This window comes from Curtobacterium flaccumfaciens, assembly GCF_051548005.1.
Classification (GTDB): domain Bacteria; phylum Actinomycetota; class Actinomycetes; order Actinomycetales; family Microbacteriaceae; genus Curtobacterium.
Window position 1 is genome coordinate 1 of the sequence record NZ_JBPUGH010000043.1, and the last position, 21,658, is coordinate 21,658.

General features: G+C 72.3%; 19 protein-coding genes, 1 pseudogene and 1 riboswitch. Of the genes and pseudogenes, 15 read left to right on the forward strand and 5 right to left on the reverse strand.

The genetic code is table 11. The annotated features are described in order from the left end of the window. Positions 1-144 precede the first annotated feature (144 nt). From ACSW7Y_RS07365 to ACSW7Y_RS07410, 10 genes and pseudogenes are all read left to right on the forward strand, one after another. Positions 145-933, forward strand: coding sequence for a hypothetical protein (locus ACSW7Y_RS07365; RefSeq protein WP_438125661.1), 789 nt, complete (start codon positions 145-147; stop codon positions 931-933). A 90-nt stretch (positions 934-1,023) separates the two neighbouring features. Then, positions 1,024-2,703: a hypothetical protein gene (locus ACSW7Y_RS07370; protein WP_438125662.1), complete on the forward strand. Its 1,680-nt coding sequence runs from the start codon at positions 1,024-1,026 to the stop codon at positions 2,701-2,703. A 174-nt stretch (positions 2,704-2,877) separates the two neighbouring features. After that, positions 2,878-4,197 carry an alpha/beta hydrolase-fold protein gene (locus tag ACSW7Y_RS07375; protein ID WP_438125663.1) on the forward strand — a complete coding sequence of 440 codons (1,320 nt, stop codon included), beginning with the start codon at positions 2,878-2,880 and terminating at the stop codon, positions 4,195-4,197. Beyond that, the gene (locus ACSW7Y_RS07380; protein WP_438125664.1) at positions 4,194-6,620 is read left to right on the forward strand and encodes a bifunctional lysylphosphatidylglycerol flippase/synthetase MprF; all 2,427 of its coding nucleotides are present in this window, start codon (positions 4,194-4,196) and stop codon (positions 6,618-6,620) included. The genes ACSW7Y_RS07375 and ACSW7Y_RS07380 overlap by 4 nt, the downstream gene beginning before the upstream one ends. A 127-nt stretch (positions 6,621-6,747) precedes the next feature. Beyond that, positions 6,748-6,881, forward strand: a riboswitch (FMN riboswitch). 81 nt (positions 6,882-6,962) lie between these two features. Beyond that, positions 6,963-7,619: a riboflavin synthase gene (locus ACSW7Y_RS07385; protein ID WP_438125665.1), complete on the forward strand. Its 657-nt coding sequence runs from the start codon at positions 6,963-6,965 to the stop codon at positions 7,617-7,619. Further along, positions 7,619-8,290, forward strand: a pseudogene (gene ribB / locus ACSW7Y_RS07390) (3,4-dihydroxy-2-butanone-4-phosphate synthase); the annotation flags it as partial. The gene ACSW7Y_RS07385 and the pseudogene ribB, both read left to right, overlap by 1 nt. 35 nt (positions 8,291-8,325) lie before the next feature. Further along, positions 8,326-8,805: a 6,7-dimethyl-8-ribityllumazine synthase gene (gene ribH, locus ACSW7Y_RS07395; protein ID WP_438125666.1), complete on the forward strand. Its 480-nt coding sequence runs from the start codon at positions 8,326-8,328 to the stop codon at positions 8,803-8,805. A gap of 138 nt (positions 8,806-8,943) precedes the next feature. Continuing rightward, entirely contained in the window at positions 8,944-9,558 is a 615-nt protein-coding gene (locus tag ACSW7Y_RS07400) for a TetR family transcriptional regulator (protein WP_438125667.1), read from the forward strand. After that, positions 9,555-10,058, forward strand: coding sequence for a hypothetical protein (locus tag ACSW7Y_RS07405; protein WP_438125668.1), 504 nt, complete (start codon positions 9,555-9,557; stop codon positions 10,056-10,058). The genes ACSW7Y_RS07400 and ACSW7Y_RS07405 overlap by 4 nt, the downstream gene beginning before the upstream one ends. Beyond that, a complete protein-coding gene (locus ACSW7Y_RS07410) occupies positions 10,055-10,579 on the forward strand; it encodes a hypothetical protein (RefSeq protein ID WP_438125669.1) in 525 nt (174 codons plus the stop codon). The genes ACSW7Y_RS07405 and ACSW7Y_RS07410 overlap by 4 nt, the downstream gene beginning before the upstream one ends. Positions 10,580-10,692: 113 nt before the next feature. On the opposite strand, the gene ACSW7Y_RS07415 is transcribed toward ACSW7Y_RS07410, so the two are convergent. From ACSW7Y_RS07415 to ACSW7Y_RS07435, 5 genes are all read right to left on the reverse strand, one after another. Beyond that, on the reverse strand, positions 10,693-10,863 hold the full coding sequence (locus ACSW7Y_RS07415; RefSeq protein ID WP_175329491.1) for a hypothetical protein: 171 nt from the start codon (positions 10,861-10,863) through the stop codon (positions 10,693-10,695). A 66-nt stretch (positions 10,864-10,929) separates the two neighbouring features. Then, positions 10,930-11,478 (reverse strand): TetR/AcrR family transcriptional regulator, encoded by a 549-nt coding sequence (locus tag ACSW7Y_RS07420; protein WP_438125670.1) that lies wholly within the window; start codon positions 11,476-11,478, stop codon positions 10,930-10,932. A gap of 123 nt (positions 11,479-11,601) precedes the next feature. Next, positions 11,602-12,525: a carbohydrate ABC transporter permease gene (locus ACSW7Y_RS07425; RefSeq protein ID WP_438125671.1), complete on the reverse strand. Its 924-nt coding sequence runs from the start codon at positions 12,523-12,525 to the stop codon at positions 11,602-11,604. Next, positions 12,522-13,607, reverse strand: coding sequence for a carbohydrate ABC transporter permease (locus ACSW7Y_RS07430; protein WP_438125672.1), 1,086 nt, complete (start codon positions 13,605-13,607; stop codon positions 12,522-12,524). Before ACSW7Y_RS07430 ends, ACSW7Y_RS07425 begins: the two co-directional genes overlap by 4 nt. Then, entirely contained in the window at positions 13,604-14,908 is a 1,305-nt protein-coding gene (locus ACSW7Y_RS07435) for an ABC transporter substrate-binding protein (RefSeq protein ID WP_438125673.1), read from the reverse strand. The genes ACSW7Y_RS07430 and ACSW7Y_RS07435 overlap by 4 nt, the downstream gene beginning before the upstream one ends. A 241-nt stretch (positions 14,909-15,149) precedes the next feature. Between ACSW7Y_RS07435 and ACSW7Y_RS07440 the strand changes: the two genes are divergently transcribed. The 5 genes from ACSW7Y_RS07440 (at position 15,150) to ACSW7Y_RS07460 (ending at position 21,597) form a co-directional block, all read left to right on the forward strand. Next, complete coding sequence (locus ACSW7Y_RS07440; RefSeq protein ID WP_438125674.1) at positions 15,150-17,225, forward strand: aldo/keto reductase; 2,076 nt, start codon at positions 15,150-15,152, stop codon at positions 17,223-17,225. Further along, positions 17,204-18,295: a LacI family DNA-binding transcriptional regulator gene (locus tag ACSW7Y_RS07445; protein WP_438125675.1), complete on the forward strand. Its 1,092-nt coding sequence runs from the start codon at positions 17,204-17,206 to the stop codon at positions 18,293-18,295. The genes ACSW7Y_RS07440 and ACSW7Y_RS07445 overlap by 22 nt, the downstream gene beginning before the upstream one ends. Positions 18,296-18,524: 229 nt before the next feature. Further along, positions 18,525-20,048, forward strand: coding sequence for an MFS transporter (locus tag ACSW7Y_RS07450; RefSeq protein ID WP_438125676.1), 1,524 nt, complete (start codon positions 18,525-18,527; stop codon positions 20,046-20,048). A gap of 358 nt (positions 20,049-20,406) precedes the next feature. Continuing rightward, positions 20,407-20,937, forward strand: a complete 531-nt coding sequence (locus tag ACSW7Y_RS07455) for a flavin reductase family protein (protein ID WP_438125677.1) — start codon at positions 20,407-20,409, stop codon at positions 20,935-20,937. A 45-nt stretch (positions 20,938-20,982) separates the two neighbouring features. Beyond that, on the forward strand, positions 20,983-21,597 hold the full coding sequence (locus ACSW7Y_RS07460) for a superoxide dismutase (protein WP_058725055.1): 615 nt from the start codon (positions 20,983-20,985) through the stop codon (positions 21,595-21,597). The last annotated feature ends 61 nt before the right edge of the window (positions 21,598-21,658 follow it).

Consider the following 21,658-nt stretch of genomic DNA (forward strand, 5'->3'; position numbering starts at 1 on the left):
GCTCCGGCTCCCGCGGCCCGGCCCGCTCCGGCTCCCGCGGCCCAGCCCGCTCCCGCGCGACCCGCTGCGCAGCCGGCCCGACCGGCGCCCGCGACCTCCGCCACGGCTCCCGCGCCGACGGCGACGTCTGACTCGACGACGGAGGTGACCACTGCCTCCCGGCCGCTGACCGGCACGCTCGCGACCGCACTGCGCCCCGTCGCCCGGGTCGTGCAGGACGCCACCGACGCGCGCCCGGTGACGGGGCTCGTCGATGCCCTCGACCGCGTCGTCGGCGGTCTGCCGGTCGTCGGACCGATCGCCGGTGACGACGCCCTCGGGACCGTCACCGCGCCCGTGACAGGCCTCGTCGACGACACGCTCGGCGGCATCGGCGGCACGGTCCGGACGCTCCCCGGTGTCGTCGACGGATCGGTCCCGCTCGTCCCGGGTGGTGTGCTGCCGCCCGTCGACGGTGTGCTCCCGTCCGGCCCGACCCTGCCTGGAGGCACGACCCCCGTCACCGGGACCGTCCTGCCTCCGGTGGGCAGCGGCTCCGAGGGCCCCACGGACGCGTCCGCGACGGCTCCTTCCCCCGCGGAGACGGCCGCGTCGGCCGATGCCGCGGGAGCGACCACGTCACCGGCCGCGGCGGTTCGGGTCCCCGCGTCCGGTGGCGCGTCCCTGGGCGTCCCCGCGACGGCCTCCGTGGTCGTGGAGGGGCGCGCGCTCCTCGTGCCGAAGGGCGGGGCCCCCGTGCACCTGCCCACCGACGGTCCTGCCGCCACCGGCACCGCCGGCGGCGCCGCGGGCGGCTCCTCGACCTACGCGCCGGTCGGCACCACCGCCGGCTCCGGCACCCAGTTCTCCCTCGCCGCGGGGTCACGCGGTCCCCTCGCCGACGACGTGGTCCCCACGTCGCTCGTCGGCGACCACGACGTCGCCCCTGACTGAGATCGGTGCGCCTGTCCGCCACGGCAGGCACGCACACATCCCCGACCGTGTCCGCGGTCGGGAACCGATCTCGATCAGGAGTGAACGACCATGAACAAGTACGTCTCGAGAGGGCTCTGGTTCGCCCTCTTCGTCGGCGGCCTGACCCTCGGGGGAGCGGCGGCAGCGAACGCTGCGACCACCTCCGGAGCGGACGGAGCCGTCTCGGGCACCCAGGTCGCCCCGTCCGTCGACGCCCCGGTGTCCGTCACCGGCAACGCGCTCGGCGTCCTCGGCGACGCGGTGTCCACGGCGACCGGGTCCGGCGCCACCTCGGCACCGGCACCGGCACCGGCTCCCGCCCCGGCGCCCGTCACGTCGGGGGCGGACGGCACCGCTTCGGGCACGCAGGTCGCACCGGACGTCAGCGTCCCGGTGACGGTCTCCGGGAACGCGGTCGGCGTCGCGGGTGACGCGGCGTCGACCACCGCTCCGTCTGCACCGGCGCCCTCGACGGCCCCGGCCACTGCGGCTCCGGCCACTGCGGCTCCGGCCGCCACGGCGCCGAGCACCTCGGGCGCCGACGGCACCGCCTCCGGCACCCAGGTCGCCGGCGACGTGTCCGTGCCGGTGTCGGTGACGGGCAACGCCATCGCCGTCGGGGGCGACGCTGTGAGCGAGTCCGCACCGTCCGCCGAGCCGACCACGGTGCCGGCTCCGTCGGGGTCCGCCGCGTCGGCACCGACCACCTCGGGGGCGGACGGCACCGCGTCCGGCACGCAGGTCGCCCCCGTCGTGTCCGTCCCGGTGACGGTCTCGGGCAACGGGATCGGCGTCCTCGGTGACGGCACGAGCTCGGGCTCGACGTCCTCCGCGGCTCCGACCGGATCGTCCTCGGGGGGAACCCCGGCGACCACGTCCGGTTCCGACGGACTGCTCTCCGGCACCCAGGTCGGCGGCCTCGTCTCGGCGCCGGTGACGGTGTCGGGCAACGGGATCGGTGTCGTCGGTGACGGCACGAGCTCGGGCTCGACGTCCGGCACGGCGACCGGTTCGACGCCGTCAGCCGGTGGCGCGACGGACGGTTCCGACGGCATCGGTTCAGGGACGCAGGTCACCCCGGTGGTCAGTGTCCCGGTGACGGTCGGCGGGAACGGGATCGGTGTCGTCGGTGACGGCACGAGCTCAGGCTCGACGTCCGGTACGGCGACCGGTTCGACCGGTTCGACCCCGTCGGCCGGTGGCACGACGGACGGTTCCGACGGGATCGGTTCGGGCACGCAGGTCACCCCGGTGATCAGCCTGCCGATCACCGTCGGCGGCAACGGGATCGGTATCGTCGGCGACGGCACCAGCACGACGCCGGGCACCGGCACGGGCACGGACCCGGGCACGGGCACGGACCCGGGGACCGGTACGGACCCGGGTGACGGTACGGACCCCGGGACGGGCACGGACCCAGGTGACGGCACCGACCCGGGGACCGGGACGACGCCGGGCACCGGCACCACCCCGGGAGCCGGCACCGGAACGGGCTCCGGCGTGACGCCCGTGACGGCGACGGTCCCCGTGACCGCAGCCGTCGTGACCGACGCGAGCCGTGCCTCCCGGCCGACCGCCGTCGCCACGGCGCTCACCACCGCGGAGACCGCGGCCACGAGCACCACGACCGGGAGCACCGCGACCGGTCTGGCGTACACCGGCGCATCGTCACCGGCCCTGCCGCTGACCGCGGCGCTGCTCCTGCTCCTCGTCGGAGCCGGGGTGCTCACGCTCCGTCGTCGGTCCTGACGGCGAGGGCGACCCACCGAGGTCGCGCCGGGACCATCTCGCTCGAGGTGGTCCCGGCGCACCGTCGTGCTGTGAACCGGCCGAACGTCACCTGGAGAGCGGTGATGCCCATCCTGTGAGCAGTGGAAGCGGTCCGGCGGCTGGTCGGCAGCCCACCAGGGCCACGATTGGCACGTGCTCCACGAACTCCTGCGCCTCAAGATCACGGACAGCGACGTCCTCGTCCCGGTGGACGTCGTCGCCGGCCTCCTCGTGGTCTGGGCGCTCGTCGTCCGACCCTGGTCGCTCACGAAGTTCCTCGTCCGGATCGGCGCGATGGTCGCCGGCGCGGTCGTCGGGCTCGGCCTGGTGTGGTGGTTCGGCGACGTGCAGGACGCCTTCGGTGTCGCCTTCACGCCGATCACCCGGATGTGGGTGGCACTGGCCGTCGCGGGCATCGCCCTCTTCCTGACCGTCGCCGTGCAGGGCGGGTGGGGCCGACGGGTGGTCGCGCTCAGTGCCGCGTGCGCCGTCGTGCTCGCCGCCGGACTCGGCGTCAACGTCGACTTCGGGTTCTACAAGGACGTGCAGCAGGCGCTCGTCACGAACCCGTACCCGTACAAGGACCTGCCGGTGCTGGCCAGTGGACCGTCGACCCGCACGGCCCTCGACCCGTCCGGCTGGCGCGCCCCCGCCGGCATGCCCGCGGAGGGAGAGACCATCAGCGTCAAGATCCCGGCGACGGTGTCCCACTTCCACGCCCGGAAGGCCGTCGTCTGGCTCCCGCCGGCCGCACGGACCGCCCACCCGCCGACGCTGCCCGTCATGATCGCCCTCTCGGGACAGCCGGGGGAGCCCTCCGACCTCTTCCAGACCGGGAACATGGGGAAGTACCTCGACCGCTACGCTGCTGCCCACGACGGGCTGGCCCCGATCGTGGTGTCGCCCGACCAGCTCGGCGCGCCGAACCGCAACCCCATGTGCGTCGACTCGCGGCGCCTCGGACGGAGCGAGACCTACGTCATGACCGACACCGTCGACTGGATCCGTAAGCACCTGCCGGTGGCCGCGGCGCCGTCGGGGTGGTCCGTCGCCGGGTTCTCGGAGGGGGCGACCTGCGCGATGCAGTTCTCCTCGGAGTTCCCGGACGTGTTCGGCTCGGCACTGGCCATCTCGAGCGAGCCCGCGCCGCTCACCGGGAGCGCGGCGAACAGCATCAAGGTCGCGTTCGACGGCTCCGCCGCGGAGTACCGCGCCGCCGCGCCGGCCGCACTCATGGCCGCGCACGGCCACTACGTCGACCACCTCACCGTGTTCGGTGTCGGACAGGACGACGCCCCGTACCGGAAGTCGACGGCGATGCTCGACGCGGCGGCTCGGAAGGTCGGCATCTCGACCCAGGTCATCGTCTCGCCCGGTTCCGCGCACGACTGGAACACGGTGCGGTACGTCCTCGCCCACGGACTCCCGTCGGTGATCGCCCACATGGGCCTCCCCGCGAGCGGTGCCCTGTGAGCCCCCGAGCCCGAGCATTCCCGCGACGTGTCCGCCAGACCGTGCGGCGGTACCCGGTCACCGCAGTGCTCGCCCTGCTCGTCCTCGCCACATCCGTCACCGCCGTCGCACTCCGCGTGCAGCACGGCACCCCACCCGCGTCGTTCGGTCCGCTCCGGGTGTTCGCCGCGTCGACGGGCCTGCTCGCGATCCTCGTGACGATCGCCGGCGTCGTCGTCCTCGTCGGCGCGTCCGAACGCCTGATGGGACCGTGGCGGACGATCGCCGCCTTCGTCGTCACGACCGTCGTCGGCACCGGCGTCGGTGCCCTCACCGCGTTCGTCGACACCGACGGTCGCGACGTCGGGCACCTCCTGCTCGGCCGCGCCACGGCGTTCGACCCGTGGACCGCGATCGTCGGCACCATCGTCACCGCGAGCGCGTTCGCGGGCACCCTCTGGCGCCGCCGCATCCGCGTGAACGCCCTCGCCGTGGTCGCCGCACTCCTCCTGTACGCGGGGCACGTGTCCGACCTGTACGCCGTGCTCGCCGCGGCGGCCGGCTGGGTCCTCGGTGAACTGCTCCGACGGACGCCGAAGCGCACCGGGTGGCTCCGCAGCTCCCACCGGGAGATCCGGGTGCTGCTCGGGACGGCTGTCCTCGTGTCGGCGGTCGGCCCGGTCATCGCGCTCGTGTCACGGGCACGCGTCGGCCTGCTCGCGCCGCTCGCTGCGGTCGTCGGAGCCGGTCCGGTGAGCCCGGTGCGGGGATGCCGGGCCGACGGCGTCGCGGGGGAGTGCCTCCGCGGGCTGCTCTCGTTCCGGGCGACGGACCCGTGGACGCTCGTCCTCGCCCTGGCGCCGCTGCTCGTCCTGCTCGTCGGCGGTCTCGGGCTCTTCCGGGGCAGTCGCTTCGCAGTGTGGCTCGTCGTCGTCGTCGACACCGTCACGGCGGTCGCGGCCGCCGTCACCTACGGGCTCGTCCCCGGTCGTGTCACCGCACTGCACGGCTTCGAGGACCAGTTCGTCGTCGACGTGTCCATCGCGGCCTCGATCGTCGTGCCCCTCGCGACCGCGGTCGTGCTCGTCCTGCTCCGCCGTTCGTTCACCGTGCTGCCGTCCCGCCGTCGGGTCGTCGGCTTCTCGGTCACCGTCGGGGCGTCGGCCCTCGTGCTCGTGACGATCGTGCTGGTGGTCGCGGCTACGTCACCGGCCCGCGTGGAGGACCCGGTCCGACTGGCGCTCGCAGCCCTCGGCCCGCTCGCGCCGGTGTCGTTCTGGGACCGTCTGCCGTCGCTCGACCCGGCACTCCGGCTCGTCGTGGGCCTGAGCGGACCGGTGCTCTGGGTCGTCGTGGCGCTCGCCGCGGTCCGCCCGACCGGGGCGGTCGAACCGGACACCGACGCGGACGGCTCGCGGGCCGACCGGGAACGGGCACGCGCGCTGCTGCTCGCCGGGGGCGGCGACACGTTCGGCTGGATGACGACGTGGCTCGGCAACCAGTACTGGTTCGCCGCCGACGGGCGTTCGGGCGTCGCCTTCCGGCGCAACGGGGCGGTGGCGGTGACGGTCGGAGGCCCGTTCGGGTGGCCCGACGCGCGGGAACGTGCCCTGACGGACTTCGCCCGGTACTGCGACGACAACGGCTGGACCGCCGCGTTCTACGGCATCGAGGCCGACGTCGCGGACCACCTCACGGAGCAGGGGTGGGGAACGTTGCCGGTCGCCGAGGACGCCGACTTCGACCCCCGCACCTGGACGACGAGCGGCAAGAAGAAGCAGGACGTCCGCACGGCGGTGAACAAGGCGCGACGCGAGGGCATCACCGCCACGTGGTCGTCCTGGCAGGACCTCCCGGTGTCGACCGTCCGCCAGATCGAGGCGATCTCGGAGGAGTGGGTCGCCGAACGGGAGCTCCCCGAGATGGGGTTCACGCTCGGGGGTGTCGACGAGATGCGGGACCCTGCCGTCCGGACGCTCGTCGCGCAGGACGCCGAGGGCACGGTGCTCGCCGTCACGAGCTGGCTGCCGAGCCACCGCGACGGGCGGGTCGTCGGGTGGACGCTCGACGTGATGCGGCGCACGGACCACGCCCCGAACGGCGTCATGGAGTTCCTCGTCGCGAGCGCCGCGGAGCAGATGCGGGACGAGGGAGCGGAGCGGCTGAGCCTGTCCGCCGCGCCGCTCGCCCAGGTCTCGGACCCGGACGCCCCGACGGACGGCGTGCAGAACCTCCTCGAGCTCGTCGGCGGGGTGCTCGAGCCGGTGTACGGGTTCCGGTCGCTGCTGCGCTTCAAGCAGAAGTTCGGTCCGGAGCTGCACCCGCTCGTCCTCGCCTACCCCGACCCCGTGGCGCTGCCGGCGATCGGCATCGCGGTCGTCCGTGCGTACCTGCCCGACCTGTCGCTCCGGCAAGCGGTCGCCTTCGCGCGCGGGCGTGGTTGACGACGCACCAGACGAGGGCCTGGAGGCTCGTGGCGGCCCCGCCGCGAGCCTCCAGGCCGTTGCTCGTCACGCGGCGCAACCGGCGCAACGTGATCGTCATGCGGGTGGGGTATCGTTCCCGGTACGCAAGCGCTCCGGGGTCGGTGCAAGTCCGAACCGGTGGTGACAGTCCACGAACTGATGACGGGTGCGAACCCGGCAGAGGTTGACCTGGTGGGATTCCAGGACCGACGGTGAAAGTCCGGATGGGAGGAAGCGCTGGCGGACCGGTCGACCGCGTCGAACCGTCCGCCCGTGTCGACGACCGTCGAGCACCCCCGGAGTCCCGTTGAGAGGACACCAGTGTTCACCGGCATCATCGAGGAACTCGGCACCGTCACCGCCGTCGAGCAGCACGGCGACTCCGTCGCGCTCACCGTCCGTGGGCCGCTCGTCGTCGCGGACGCGTCGCACGGCGACTCCATCGCGACCTCCGGCGTCTGCCTGACCGTCGTCGAGCAGACCCCCGAGACCTTCACCGCCTTCGTCATGAAGCAGACGCTCGACATGAGTGCGCACGGAGCGCTCGTCGTCGGTGACCGGCTCAACCTCGAGCGCGCCGCCTCGGTGGGGGACCGTCTCGGCGGACACATCGTGCAGGGGCACGTCGACGGGACCGCGACGGTGCTCGAGACGTCCGACGGGGACGGCTGGCGGCGGGTGCGGTTCTCGCTCGCGCCCGAGCTCAGCCCGCTCGTCGTCGACAAGGGCTCGGTCGCGCTCGACGGCGTCTCCCTCACCGTGAGCGCGGTCTCGGCGGAGGACACCCCGGCTGACGCCGCGTGGTTCGAGGTCAGCCTCATCCCGGAGACGCTCGAGGCCACGACCCTCGGGCTCCGCGTGCCGGGCGACCGGGTCAACGTGGAGACCGACGTGCTGGCGCGGCACGTCCGGCGGATGCTGCGGCTCGACGCCGCCGCCTCGGCCGCCTCGGCCGGCTCCGTCCTGGAGGCTCGGTGATGGTCGGCCACGTCACGCACGTCGCGGACACGGTCGCGTCCGGTCCCGGCGAGCACCGCGTCCCCGGACTGTCGAGCATCGACGACGCCGTCGCCGCGATCGCCGCCGGTCGTCCGGTCATCGTCGCGGACGACGAGCACCGGGAGAACGAGGGCGACGTCATCCTCGCCGCCGAGCTCGCGAGCCCGGAGTGGATCGCGTGGACCGTCGCGCACTCGTCCGGGTTCGTCTGCGCGCCGGTGTCCGCCGAGATCGCCGACGCGCTCGACCTGCCGCCGATGGTGGCGCACAACGAAGACCCGCGCGGCACCGCCTACACGGTGACGGTGGACGCGGCGTCCGGCATCACGACCGGGATCAGCGCGCACGACCGCGCCCGGACCCTGCGGGTGCTCGCCGACCCGACGTCCGTCCGCTCCGACCTGCACCGTCCCGGCCACGTCGTACCGCTCCGTGCTCGCCCCGGCGGCGTCCGTGAGCGGGCGGGGCACACCGAGGCAGCCATCGAACTCGTGACCGCTGCGGGCCTGCGCCCGGCAGCGGCGATCTGCGAGATCGTCGACGAGGACGGCAGCATGATGCGGCTGCCACGGCTCGTCGAACTCGGGGCGCGCGAGGGCGTGCCCGTCATCACCATCGCCGCGCTCGTCGAGTGGCTGGACGCGGCCGACCGGGCGGGGAAGTCGCCCACGGAAGGAACGACACGATGAGCGGAGCGGGAGCTGCGGAGCGCGGCCACGTCGACGGCACCGGGGTGCGGGTCGCGATCGTCGCCGGGCAGTGGCACGACGTGATCGCGGCGGGCCTCCTCACGGGGGCGCAGCGCGAGGTCGAACGGCTCGGGGCGTCCGCGACCGTCATCCCCGTGCCCGGGAGCTTCGAGCTGCCGGTGGTGGCGAAGTCGGCGCTCGAGTCCGGGTTCGACGCGGCGGTGGCCCTCGGGGTCATCATCCGCGGCGGCACCCCGCACTTCGAGTACGTGTCCGACGCGGCGACGAGCGGGCTCACCCGGGTCGCGATCGAGACCGGGAAGCCGGTGGGCTTCGGTGTCCTCACCCTCGACGACGAGCAGCAGGGCATCGACCGCGCCGGACTGCCTGGGTCGAAGGAGGACAAGGGCGCCGAGGCCGCACACGCGGCGATCGCGACCGCGGTCACCCTCCGGTCGCTGCGCGTCCCCGCCTGACGCCCGTCCGTTCCCCCGAGAGCGCACTCCCTCACCGAGGGGGTGCGCTCTCGTGCGCTGCGGGTGTACTTTTTGAACGTGTTCGAAAATGAAGCGCCCCAGTCGAAACGCGACCGCACGCGAGCCCTGATCCGTGACGTGGCGCTCCGGTCCCTGCGGGAGAAGGGGTACGACGCGACCACCATGCGGTCCATCGCGGACGAAGCGGGCCTGTCGGTCGGCAACGCCTACTACCACTTCCCCACGAAGGACCACCTCGTGCAGGAGCTCTACGTCGAGGTGCAGCGCGAGCACCGCGCCCTGGCCGAACCGCTGCTCGAGGGGGACGACGACCTCGCGACACGGATCGGGATCGTCGTCCGGACGGGTCTCGGCAACCTGCGCTCGTGGCACGACCTCGCGCCGCAGTTCCTCACGACGGCGATCGCACCCGGTTCGCCGAACAACCCGATGTCCGCCGAGTCCGCACCCGCGCGCGACGTCGTGCTCGGCCTCTTCCGGGACGCGGTCGAAGGGTCCCGAACGCAGCTGCCCGGCACCCTCGGGACCGACCTGCCACACGCGCTCTGGAGCGCCTACCTGCTGCTGACGTTGTTCTGGGTGTACGACCGCTCACCCGGGCAGCGGCGGACGGACCGGCTCGTCGACGCCGCGCTCGGTGTGCTGCGGTTCGCCCTGCCGATGCTCCGGGTCCGACCGTTCCGCCGCTCGGTCACCGAGATCGTCGGCATCGTCGCCGGGCGCGACGCATGATCGTCTGGCGGTTCGGCGACACCGTCGGCCTCGTCGCGCGCGCATGGCTCTGGCTCGCCGGGGTCACCGTCCCCCTGGTGTCGCTCTCGTTCGTGTGCTGGTGGGTCACGGCATCGGTCGTCGCGTACGACTGGTCCGGGGGCCTCGGCGACGAGCTGTCCGCGGTGTACTGGCTGTTCCTGTTCGACGCGGTGACCGCGGTGGTCGCCCTCGGCGGCGCGGTCGTGTCGCTGCCGTTCACCCACGCGCTCGGCGTGCTGATGGCGGGCGTCCGGTCCCACGGGCTCCAGGTGGTCGCCACGACCGTCCTCGCCGGCGGACTCGGTTCCGGGACGGCGTGGGCGGCGGGCGAGGCCTGGGCGCCGCACTCCGGCCCGTTCTTCGCCGTGTTCGTCGGGGCGACCGCCGCCGGTGCCGGTGCCCTGGCCCGCTGGGGACAACTCCGGTCAGCGGCCCGGACCGCGTCCTCGGTGCGGCGCGCGGAGGCGGTGTGGCCGTGACCGCACGGGAGCGGTGGACCGCGGCGGATGCGTGGGCGCTGAACGGTCGTGCCGCAGGGTGGATGCTCGGTGCGACGCTGCCTGTCGCGTCGGTGCTGGGGATGCTGCTCGCGCCGCTGTTCTCGACCTCCTGGGTCTCCTCCGGTGGCGGATCGTGGTGGGCGGCGATCGGCGGGTGCATCACGTGGGCGGTGCTCGTCGACGCCGTGTCGGCCGTGTTCGTGCTCGGTTCAGCGCTCGTCACGGTGCCCGTGAGCTGGGGTGCCGGACGGTTGCTCGAGCGTGTCCGGCGGCCGTGGCTGCAGGTGGCCGCGACCGCGGTGCTCGCGGGCACGATGGCGGCTGTCCCCGCAGGGATCGCCGGGATCGACGGTCTCGTCGTCACCGCGCCGATCTGTCTCGCAGCCGGTGCCGCCGGGGCCCTCGCTCGACACGGCCAGCAGCGCCGTGCCCGCGCCGCCGCTCCCGCAGAGCCTGCCGATCCTGCAGGAGTACCAGCGGCCCCGGACGTCCGCGCGTGACGGCCGTCCGCCGCGTGGCGGGCGTTCGTCGTGCCTCCAGGCCGATCCGCGCAGCGGAACGACGACGGCCCCGCACCGATGGGTGCGGGGCCGAGCGTCGTGCGCGGTGGTGACTACCGCTTGCCGAACACGTGGATCGGCAGGAAGAACGAGATGCACATGAGGATCAGGCCGCCCATGAAGACGAAGGCCTGGCCCGACGCGACCTGGAACGCGAAACCGAACAGGTACATCGACACCAGCAGCAGCAGGATCGAGAAAACAGCGGCGATGACGCGGCCCACGGTGGTACCTCCGGAATCAGCGGGTGATGCGGGTGCCAGTCTATCCCCAGGAGCGCGGGTGCTGGTTCACGGCGCGGGCTTCGTCGCGATCAGGCGGTCGACGACGGCGAGCAGGGCCTCCATGTCGACGACCCCGCGGGTCGGCCGGACGTCCGTCGTGGCACCGAGGGAGGCCTGGTGGTAGAGCCCGTCGCCGAGCAGCTTGACGGCCTGCGCCGTCGGCTCGTCGCCGAGTTCGTCGACGAGCGTCCCGAGCCACGCGTTCTCGGTCTCGTCGAGGGTGCGGCCGGCTTCCTCGTACCCGGCCTGCTGCAGACGGCTGGCCGCGAGGAGGGCGAGGTCGAGCTCGCTCCCGACCCACTGGCAGTTCCGGACGAAGTACCGGGCGACGCCGTCCTCGGCCTCGCGCATCCGTTCGACGTCGATGTGCGACAGGTCGGAGAGCCGTTCGCAGAGCCCCTCGACGAGGGCGGCCTTCGAGCCGAAGTGGTAGAGGAGCCCGCCCTTCGAGACGCCGGCGCGTGCGGCCACGGCGTCGAGGGTCGCCGGACGCTCGCCTTCCTCGCACACGATGGCGACGAAGCTGTCCAGGACACGATCGCGGGCGCTTGCCATGCCGGAAGTCTGCCATGCGCGGGACCGGGCGGCGCGCACCGGGTGCGCAGCGGCCGGACGTGCACCGGCGCCGGGCAGCGCGCAGGCGCCGTGGGCCATCCTCCACGGCGCCTGCGGGTCGGGTCAGCCCTTGAGTGCTCCGGCGGCGATGTTCGCGATGAAGTGCCGCGAGCCGATGATGAACACCCCGATGAGCGGGAAGACGCTGATCACCGCGCCCGCCATCACCGAGCCGAGGTCCGTCGCGTTCACCGAGCTGAGGGAGGCCAGCGCCACCTGGAGCGTCTGACCCTTCGGGTCGATGAGCACGATGAGGGGCCAGACGTAGTCGTTCCACGAGCTGATGAACGTGAAGATCCCGAGGAACGCCAGGCCTCCGCGGAGCATCGGCACAGCGATGGACCACCAGGTCCGGAAGAACCCGGCGCCGTCCACCCGCGCGGAGTCGATGATCTCGTTCGGGATCGACCCGGTCGCGAACTGGCGGAGCAGGAAGATCCCGAACGCGTTCGCCGCCCCGGGGACGATGAGCGCCTGGAGACCACCGATCCAGCCGAGGTGCGCCATGAGCACGAAGCTCGGCACCAGCGACAGGCTCCCCGGCACGAGGAACGTCGCGAGCATGATCGTGAAGAGCGACCGCTTGAACGGGAACTCGTACTTGGCGAAGGCGAACGCCGCGAGCGAGTCGAACAGCATGACGAGCACGGCCGTCGCCCCGGACACGAGCACGGTGTTGCCGAGCGCGCGGACCATGTCGACGCTGCTGAACACCGTCGCCAGGTTCTGCATGGTGTGGTCGCTGAACCAGAGGGAGGGTGGGTAGCCGAAGATCTGCGCGTTCGACGACGTCGACATCACGAGCAGCCAGTAGAACGGGAAGATCGACAGCACGACGCCGACGATCAGGCAGAGGTGCGTGACGAGTCGCCCGACCCAGCCGTGCCCGAACCCCCGCCGGTGGTCGTCCGGGCGGTCCGCGGCGGCGTTCGGCCGTCCGAGGGCCGCCGCGGTGTTCGTCGTGCTCGGTGCGGTGTCGGCGCTCATGCGCGGTCCCCCTTCGAAGCGGTGGTCTCGGCACTCGTGCGGTCGGCGTCGGCTCGGCCGGACGTGGCCGGAGCGAGGGTGCGTGCGGTGCGGAGGCGTCGTGGTGTCTTCAGCCCGTCGCGCTCACTGAGCAGGCGCCAGTTGATGATCGCGAAGACCACCGAGAAGAAGAACAGCACCCAGGCGATCGCCGAACCGTAGCCGAAGTCGAACTGGTTGAACGCCTGGTCGTACTGGTACAGCACGATCGTCATGCCGGCCTCGTCCGGGCCGCCGACCGCCTGCCCGTTGAACAGGATCTGCGGCTCGGTGAAGAGCCCGAGGCCGCCGATCGTGGACGTGATCACGGTGAAGAGGATCACCGGCCGGAGCATCGGGATGGTGATGCGGGTGAAGATCTGCCACGTGTTCGCGCCGTCGACCTTCGCCGCGTCGTAGAGCTCCGTCGGGATCGACTGCAGCCCGGCGAGGTAGATGATCGCGTTGTACCCGGTCCACCGCCAGATCACCATGACCGCGATCGTCACCTTGACGCCCCAGTACGTCGACAGCCACCCGACCGGGTCCGCCCCGACGGCTCGGAGCGCGGCGTTGACGAGGCCGAAGCCGTCCGAGAACACCGACCCGAACACGATCGCCATCGCGACCATGCTCGTGACGTTCGGGATGAAGAACGCGACGCGGTAGAAGCCCTTCGCCCGGATGTTGCCGTGCAGCAGGAACGCGAGCACGAGGGCGAGGAAGAGCATCGGGACGGTCGAGATGATCCAGATGATGAAGGTGTTCGAGACCGCGTTCCAGAACCGCGGGTCGCCGAGCAGGTACTGGTACTGCGCGAACCCGACCCACGCGGGGGAGCCGACGCCGTCCCAGTCGGTGAAGGACAGCACGATCGAGAACACGATCGGGAACAGCCCGAACACGAGGAACAGCACGTAGAACGGTGCGATCGCGACGTACTGCGGCCAGAAGCGGCGGAGGCCCGACGACCGACCGGCCGCGGCGGTCGAGATCGACGAGGTGGGCGTGCCGCCGACGGTCGGGTTCGCCGTGGTGGCGGGCGCTTCGCGGGTCGAGGTCATGCCGCCACCCCCCGCTTCGCGAGGACCCGGTCGGTCTGGTCGACCGCGTCCTTCCACGCGCGCTCCGGGTCCTTGCCCGTCGACTCGACGTTCGTGATCTCCGTGGCGAACGCGCCGATGAAACGCTCACGGTTCGAGATGTACGTCACGGGCACCTCCGGTGCGGCGTCGCGGAAGAAGTCGAGGGGGTCCTGGTCGCCGAAGTAGTCGCCCGGGTTCCGCATCAGGCCGTTGGTGAACGACGCCGGGGTGGAGGGGAAGAGCTGGATGTCGTTGTAGGTGTGCGACTGCACCTCGGGCCCGGTGATCCACTTCGCGAACGCCACGGCGGCTTCCGGGTCCTTCGACGACTTCGGCACCGCCAGGAACGAGCCGCCGCTGTTGCCGGGCCGCTCCGGCTGCTTCGCGATGCGCCACTTCCCGGACAGGTCGGGCGCGGTGTCGTGGATGATCTGCGTCCACCAGGCGCCCTCGATCTGCCCGGCGACACGGCCGGCCACCCAGCCGGCGTTCTGGTCGGTGCCGGACTGCAGGTTGCCGGTGATCCCGGCGCGGATCGACTCGACCGCGTTGTCCCAGGCCTTCCGCACCGCGCTGTCGTCGCGCTGGTAGAGCGGCTCGTCGTCGCGGTCGAAGTACCGTGTCGGGCTCGCGGCGATGAACTGGTTGAAGAGCTGGGTCGCCGTGATGATCGTCGCGGCGCCGGTCTTCTGCTTGATCTGCTTGCCGAAGTCCCGGAAGTCGGCCCAGGTGCTGATCGCGGCACCGACCTCGTCGGGTTCGGTCGGCAGGTCGGCCTTGCGCAGGACCTCCTGGTTGTAGAAGAACCCCGTCGGCCCGGTGTCGACGGGCCAGAAGCACTGGCGCCCGGACGGGGTCCGCCCGAGCGACAGCTTCCAGTCGTAGTACTCGGCCTTCTCGGCTGCCGTCGGTCGGAAGTCGGTGAAGAGCTCCTCGTCGGGGAAGTACAGCCAGCAGTTCGAGTTGATCATCAGCACGTCCGGGATGAACGCGTTCCCGGCGAGTGCGGTGCGGAACTTGGTGTCGTACGAGGCCCCACCGATGAGGTCGGGTCGGAGCCGCTTCGCTCCCTGCCCGGGGATGCCACCGGCCGCCCGGCGGAGGAACTCCGGGTCGAGCGACCGGTTCCAGTACCAGAGGACCAGTTCGTCGGGGTCCGCCGAGATCGCGGTCCCGGTGGAACACCCCGCGAGGAGGGTGGTGGTGGCGAGTGCCCCGAGGGCTCCTGCGCCGGCGAGGAACCCCCGCCTGCTGAGACGGACGGATGGTGCTGCTGTCACGGACGACCTGCTCTCGTCGTTGAGATTGCCGGACACCTCGGCGGCGCGCTCGTCGGGCAGCGGCCGGCGCACGGGTGCTCATCGTCGAGACCCGTGCCGAGCGTTCGACCGTGAACGCTCACGAAGTGGTCAGAGCATGCTCTCCGCGACACGCCGTGTCAAGCATCCCGGGCATTGTGCCGAGGCGGAGATCGGGCTAGCGTCGCTGCGACCGTGAAGGTTCACGACGAACAGGATCCGCATGTCAGCGCAGACCGCGACCCCCGCCACCACCCGCACGCAGGACGGGTGGGCCGTCCTCGGACCGGGCGGCATCGCACGCCGCTTCCTCTCGCAGTTGCCGGCGAGCGGCAACGGTGTGACGGGGGATGTCGACCCTTCCGTCGGCGGCGTGCTCGTCGCCGCCGGCAGCAGCGATCCCACCCGCGCGCAGACCTTCGCCGACGAGGCCGCCGAGCACGGGTTCGCCGACGTCACCGCGGCCGGCTACGACGAGGTCCTCGCCGACCCGCGCGTCGACGCCGTGTACGTCTCGACCGTCCACACCGGGCACGCACACCTCGTCCTGCGAGCGCTCGAGGCCGGGAAGGCGGTCCTCTGCGAGAAGCCGCTCGCCCCGAACCACGGCACCGCGATGGCGCTCGCCGACGCCGCGCGGCAGGCCGGGCTCCCGCTCGTCGAGGCCTACATGTACCGCTTCCACCCGCAGACCGCAGCGCTCCGCGAGTTGGTGCGCGACGGAGCGATCGGCGCGGTCACGCACATCGACGCGTCGTTCGCGTTCCGCGCCGGGTCGCGCACCGGACGGCTCTTCGACGTCGACACCGCGGGGGGCGGCATCCTCGACGTCGGCGGGTACCCCGTCACGATGACCGCGGCGATCGTGCAGGCGGCCACGGGCGTCGCGGTCGCCGAGCCGACCGAGCTGACCGCGACGGGCACCCTCGGGCCGACGGGTGTCGACGAGTGGACCACAGCGCACCTCACCTACCCGTCCGGGATCACCGCGGTGGTCCGGACCGGTGTGCGGGTGCAGGACGAGAACGCCGTGACGGTGTACGGCACCCGCGGCCGGATCGTGCTCACCGACCCGTGGACGCTCGGCGACGACCCGACGATCGAGGTGCGCACGGTCGACGAGGAGCCCCGGACGCTGTCGTTCGCGGGCGCGGCGCCCTACGCGCTCGAGGCGGACGCGACGACCGCTGCCCTGCGCGAGGGCCGCACGGACGCGCCCGAGATGACGATCGATGAGTCCCTCGCGACCGCGAGGACCCTGGACCGCTGGCGCGAGGCGATCGGTCTCCGCTACCCGTTCGAGGCCGAGGACGCCGACATCCCGACGGTGAGCGGCCGGCCGTTGACGGTCGCGGCCCACGAGCCCGACCGGGCCGACAACCCGATGCGGTACGGGGAGATCCCCGGTGTCGGCAAGCGGCTCTCCCGGCTTGTCATGGGCGTCGACAACCAGCTGAACCTCGCCCACGCGAGCGCGATCTTCGACCACTTCGTCAGCCGCGGCGGCAACGTCTTCGACACCGGGTACATCTACGGCGGCGGCACGATGGAGGGCCGCCTCGGGAAGTGGATCCAGAACCGCGGCGTCCGCGAGGACGTGGTCGTCATCACGAAGGGCGCGCACACCCCGTTCTGCGACCCGGAGTCGCTGACCAAGCAGCTGCTCGAGAGCCTCGAGCGCCAGGGGACCGACTACGCGGACATCTACATGATGCACCGCGACAACGAGGACATCCCGGTGGGGGAGTTCGTCGACGTCCTCGACGAGCACCGCCGCGCCGGCCGCATCCGGGTGTTCGGCGGTTCGAACTGGAGCCTCGCGCGCTTCGACGAGGCGAACGCGTACGCTGCGGCGAACGGCAAGCACGGCTTCGAGGTGCTGAGCAACCACTTCGGCCTCGCCGAGGCGTACGACGTGCCGTGGGCGGGCTGCCGCCACGCGACCGACCCGGAGTCGAAGCGCTGGCTCGAGGAGCGCCAGGTCCCGCTGCTCCCGTGGTCGTCGCAGGCGCGCGGGTTCTTCACCGGCCGTGCGACCCCGGAGGACACCAGCGACGCCGAACTCGTCCGCTGCTACTACTCGGACGAGAACTTCGAGCGGCTCCGTCGGGCCAGGGAGCTCGGTGAGCAGTTCGGGGTGCCCGCCACGGCCATCGCCCTCGCCTACGTCCTGAACCAGCCGTTCCCGACGTTCCCGCTCTTCGGACCGCGTACGATCGCGGAAGCCCGGTCCTCGATGCAGGGCCTCTCCGTCGACCTCACTCCCGAACAGGTGGCATGGCTGGACCTCCGCGACTGACCGATCCGCTGAGCGCCGCGGGCGCGCCGGACCGCTCCGGCGTGCCCGCGGCGCAGGTACCGGCGGCGCAGACGACGGCGACCACCGCGGGACCCCGGGCCACGATCATCGACGTGGCTGCTGCCGCCGGGGTCTCCCGTCAGACGGTCACCCGCGCGATGAACGGCATGTCCGGGATCAGCGCGGCCACGAAGGAGCGGGTGCTCGCCGTCGCCGAGCAGCTCGCCTACCGCCCGTCGCGGTTCGGCCGCGGACTCGTCACGGGCGGCGACCACCAGCTCGGCCTGGTCGTCAACGACCTCCGGAACCCCTACTCCCCGCAGCTCGCGTCCGCCGTGTACCGGCTCGCTGCGGAGCAGGGCTGGAACGTCATGCTCGCCGACACCACGCTCGCCGGGGACGCCGACCGGATCGTCGCGGCGCTCGGCAGCCAGACGGACGTCGTCATCGGCTACCTCGGCAACCGGCGTGAGCGGTGGACCGCGCTCCTCGGATCCGTCCCCATGGTGGAGCTCGACCCGTCGGCGGACCCGCCCACCGCCGCCGTGTGGATCGACCCTGCGGAGGCCGTCGAGGAGCTCGCCGACCACCTCGTCGCGACCGGCGTCCGGCACCCCGTCGTGCTCGACAACTCGCAGCCGGGGCAGCCGAGCGCGCGGGGCGTCCTCATGCTCGACGCCCTCCACCGGCGCGGGTACCTGCCCGAACTCGTGCACGGGCCGCACGGCACGGCGGAGTGCGGCGCGGAGGAGACGACGAAGGTGCTGGCCCGCCGGCGCCGGCTCGACGCGATCCTCGCCTTCAACGACGTGATGGCTCTCGGGGTGCTGCAGGCATGCCGTCGCGCGGGCAAGGACGTCCCCGGTGACGTCCGCGTCGTCGGAGTGGACGGACTGCCCCTCGGTGCGCTCGTGTCACCCACCCTCACCACCCTGGCGGTCGACCTCGACGCCGTGGCCCGCGAGGCGCTGGACCTCGCGCTCGGGATGCTCGCGGGCGAGCTGCCGCGCAGCGGCGCGGCGGTGCAGCGCACGGTCCGGCACCGGTTGCTGGTGCGCGAGAGCGCGTAGCCGTCCCGCGTCGCGCCAGCGCGGCGCACCACGCACCGGCCTGGAGGCTCGTGGCGGGCCCGCACCGTGCCTCCCGGCCGCCTGTTGGTTGCATTTGCAACCAACACCGTCCAGACGGTACACTAACGGAGTCCTGACGGGGCGCGTGTCGATCTCCGCGCCCCGTCCCGGACCAACCCCACAGAAGTGCCGTCGACCTGGTCCGGCTCGAAGTCCTCCAGGAGTCCCCGTGTCCGCTCTGCTCACCAGCTCGGTCCCCACCGTCGCCACCGGCAGCCGTGCCCGACGGTTCGCCGCGCTCGCCGTGCTGATGCTGCCCGTGCTGCTCATCTCGGTCGACAACACCGTGCTGAGCTTCGCGCTCCCGTCGATCAGCCGTGCGCTCGACCCCGACGCCACGACCCAGCTGTGGATCGTCGACGCGTACCCGCTCGTGCTCGCCGGCCTGCTCGTGGTGATGGGCAGCATCGGCGACCGCATCGGGCGCCGCCGCATCCTCGTCGTCGGGGCGACCGGCTTCGCACTCCTGTCCGTGGCCGCGGCCTTCGCCACCGATGCGTGGATGCTCGTCGCCGCCCGGATCGCGATGGGCGTCTTCGGCGCGATGCTCATGCCGGCGACGCTCTCGATCATCCGCAACGTCTTCACGGACGCGGGGGAGCGGCGCATGGCGCTCGCCGTCTGGTCGACGATGTTCGCCGCCGGCAACGCCCTCGGACCGCTCGTCGGCGGGGTGCTGCTCGCGCACTTCCACTGGGGCAGCGTCTTCCTCGTCGCCGTGCCGATCCTCGTGCTCATGCTCGTCGGCGTGCCGTTCTTCGTGCCGGAGTCGCGTGACCCCGCTCCCGGGCCGGTCGACGTCCCGAGCATGCTGCTGTCGCTCGGCGCCCTCGGCCCCGTGGCCTGGGCGATCAAGTCGGTCGTGCACCCCGAGGAGCGCGGCCTCGCGATCGCGATGCTCGCGGTCGGTGTGGTCTGCGGCGTCGCGTTCGTCCGTCGTCAGCTGCGCTCCCGCACGCCGATGCTCGACCTGCAGCTCTTCCGGAGCACGGCCTTCACCGGCAGCGTGCTGATGAACCTCGCGGCGATGTTCTCGCTGACCGGCTTCCTGTTCTTCATCGCCCAGCACCTCCAGCTCGTCGCCGGCCTCGACCCCTTCACCTCCGGCGTCGTGCTCGTCCCCGGGTCCGTGCTGACGATCGTCGCCGGCCTCGTCGTCGTGCCGATCGTCGCCCGGGTCGCGCCGCGCTGGGTCGTCGCGGTGGCGCTGCTGTTCTCGGCGGCTGCGTACGCGATGGTCGCGATGCTCGGCCACAACGCCACGGTGGTCGCGCTCGGGTTCGCCTTCGTGCTGCTCGGCATCGGGATCGGCGCGTCCGAGACGGTCACGAACGACCTCATCATCTCCACGGCGCCCGCGGACAAGGCCGGTGCCGCGTCCGCACTGTCGGAGACGGCGTACGAGATCGGCGCCGTGCTCGGGACGGCGGTGCTCGGGACGATCCTGGCGACCGCGTACCGGGCACACGTCGTGGTGCCGGACGGGCTGTCGTCCACGGCGCACACGGCGGCGCAGGAGACCCTCGGCGGAGCGGTCTCGGCGGCCGCGGACCTCGGTGGCTCGGCGGGCCAGGCGCTCCTGGCGTCGGCACGTGCGGCGTTCGACTCCGGTGTGACCATCACCGGGTCGGTGGCCGCCGTGCTCATGGTCGTCGCGGCGTTCGGCGCCGTGGTGATGCTCCGCCGGCGGTAGGGGACCGGCCGCGGTCCGGATCTCGGTCGGTGCGCGTCGCGGTGTGGTCGCGGCGCGTCCCGCTCGGTGCGGTGCGCGTTCCGCTCCGTGCGAGTTTTCCTGCATGGTGCGAGCTCGTCGTCCTCGCACCACGTGTGGAACTTCGCACGGTCGGCCCGCGCGTCGCACCGTGCGTGGGCGGGCCGCGGCCCCTCGCACCGTGCGAGGGGCTGCGCCCCGCCAACGCCCCTGACGTCATCGAGCGTCGGGCGGCGTCACACGGCGCGCCCGGGATCGCGGGAACCTGTGAATCGTTGACCTCAACCCCGGTTCAGGTCCTACGTTGGGACCTGGCCGCGACGCACGCGGCCGAACCCCGATGACAGGAACGACCACGACCACGATGCCCGACGCGCCCGCGAACCTCGCCGAGGCCTACAAGTCCGCCTTCCGGGGCCACCCCGCCGGCGTCGCCGTGATCACCGCGGAGGGGCCGGACGGCCCGACCGGGCTCACGGCATCGAGCGTCGCGAGCGTCGCGGTCGACCCACCCGTGCTCGTCTTCTCGCTCTCGACGAACTCCGGCTCGGCCGGGGTCGTGCTCGGCGCGCCGCTCTTCGTCGTGCACCTCGTCGACTCGCACGGTGTCGCACTCGCGAAGCGCTTCGCGAGCACCGGGAGCCCCGCGGCCGACGACCCGATCTGGGGCACGCTGCCGTCCGGTGACCGCTACCTGCCGGGAGCCGCGACCGCGCTCCGGTGCCGCCCCCTCTCGACGACGCCGATCGGCTCGTCGACGGTCGTGGTGGCCGAGGTCCTCGACATCGTGGTCGGCCTCGAGCGCGGCGAGCCGCTCGTGTACCACAACCGGGAATTCCACTCCCTCACCGACCGTTCCCGGCTCTCGTGAGTCGCGGAGCACCGTTCCGCCAACCACCGATCGAAAGGACCTCACATGGCTGAGTACACCCTGCCGGAGCTGCCGTACGACTACGCGGCGCTCGAGCCGCACATCAGCGGCAAGATTATGCAGCTGCACCACGACAAGCACCACCAGACCTACGTGACGGGCGCCAACACCGCGCTCGAGCAGCTCGCCGAGGCGCGCGAGTCGGGCAACCTGGCGAACGTGAACAAGCTCGAGAAGGACCTCGCGTTCAACCTCGGTGGCCACGTCAACCACTCGATCTTCTGGACCAACCTCGGCCCGGACACCAAGGTCCCCGAGGGCGAGCTCGCCGCGGCGATCGACGAGTTCTTCGGCTCGTTCGAGAAGTTCCAGGCGCAGTTCACCGCCGTCGCCACGGGCATCCAGGGCTCCGGCTGGTCGGTGCTCGCGTGGGACCAGGTCGGCCAGAAGCTGACCACCTTCCAGCTCTTCGACCAGCAGGCCAACGTGCCGCTGGGTGTCGTGCCGATCTTCATGCTCGACATGTGGGAGCACGCGTTCTACCTCGACTACCTCAACGTCAAGGCGGACTACGTGAAGGCCGTGTGGAACATCGTCGACTGGGAGAACGTGGCGGCGCGTTTCGCGAACGCGAAGTCGCAGAGCTTCGTCACGCTCTGAGTGGCGTGCGGCTGGTCGCCTGACGCGACCAGCGGAACGGCCTGGAGGCGCGGTGCCAGCT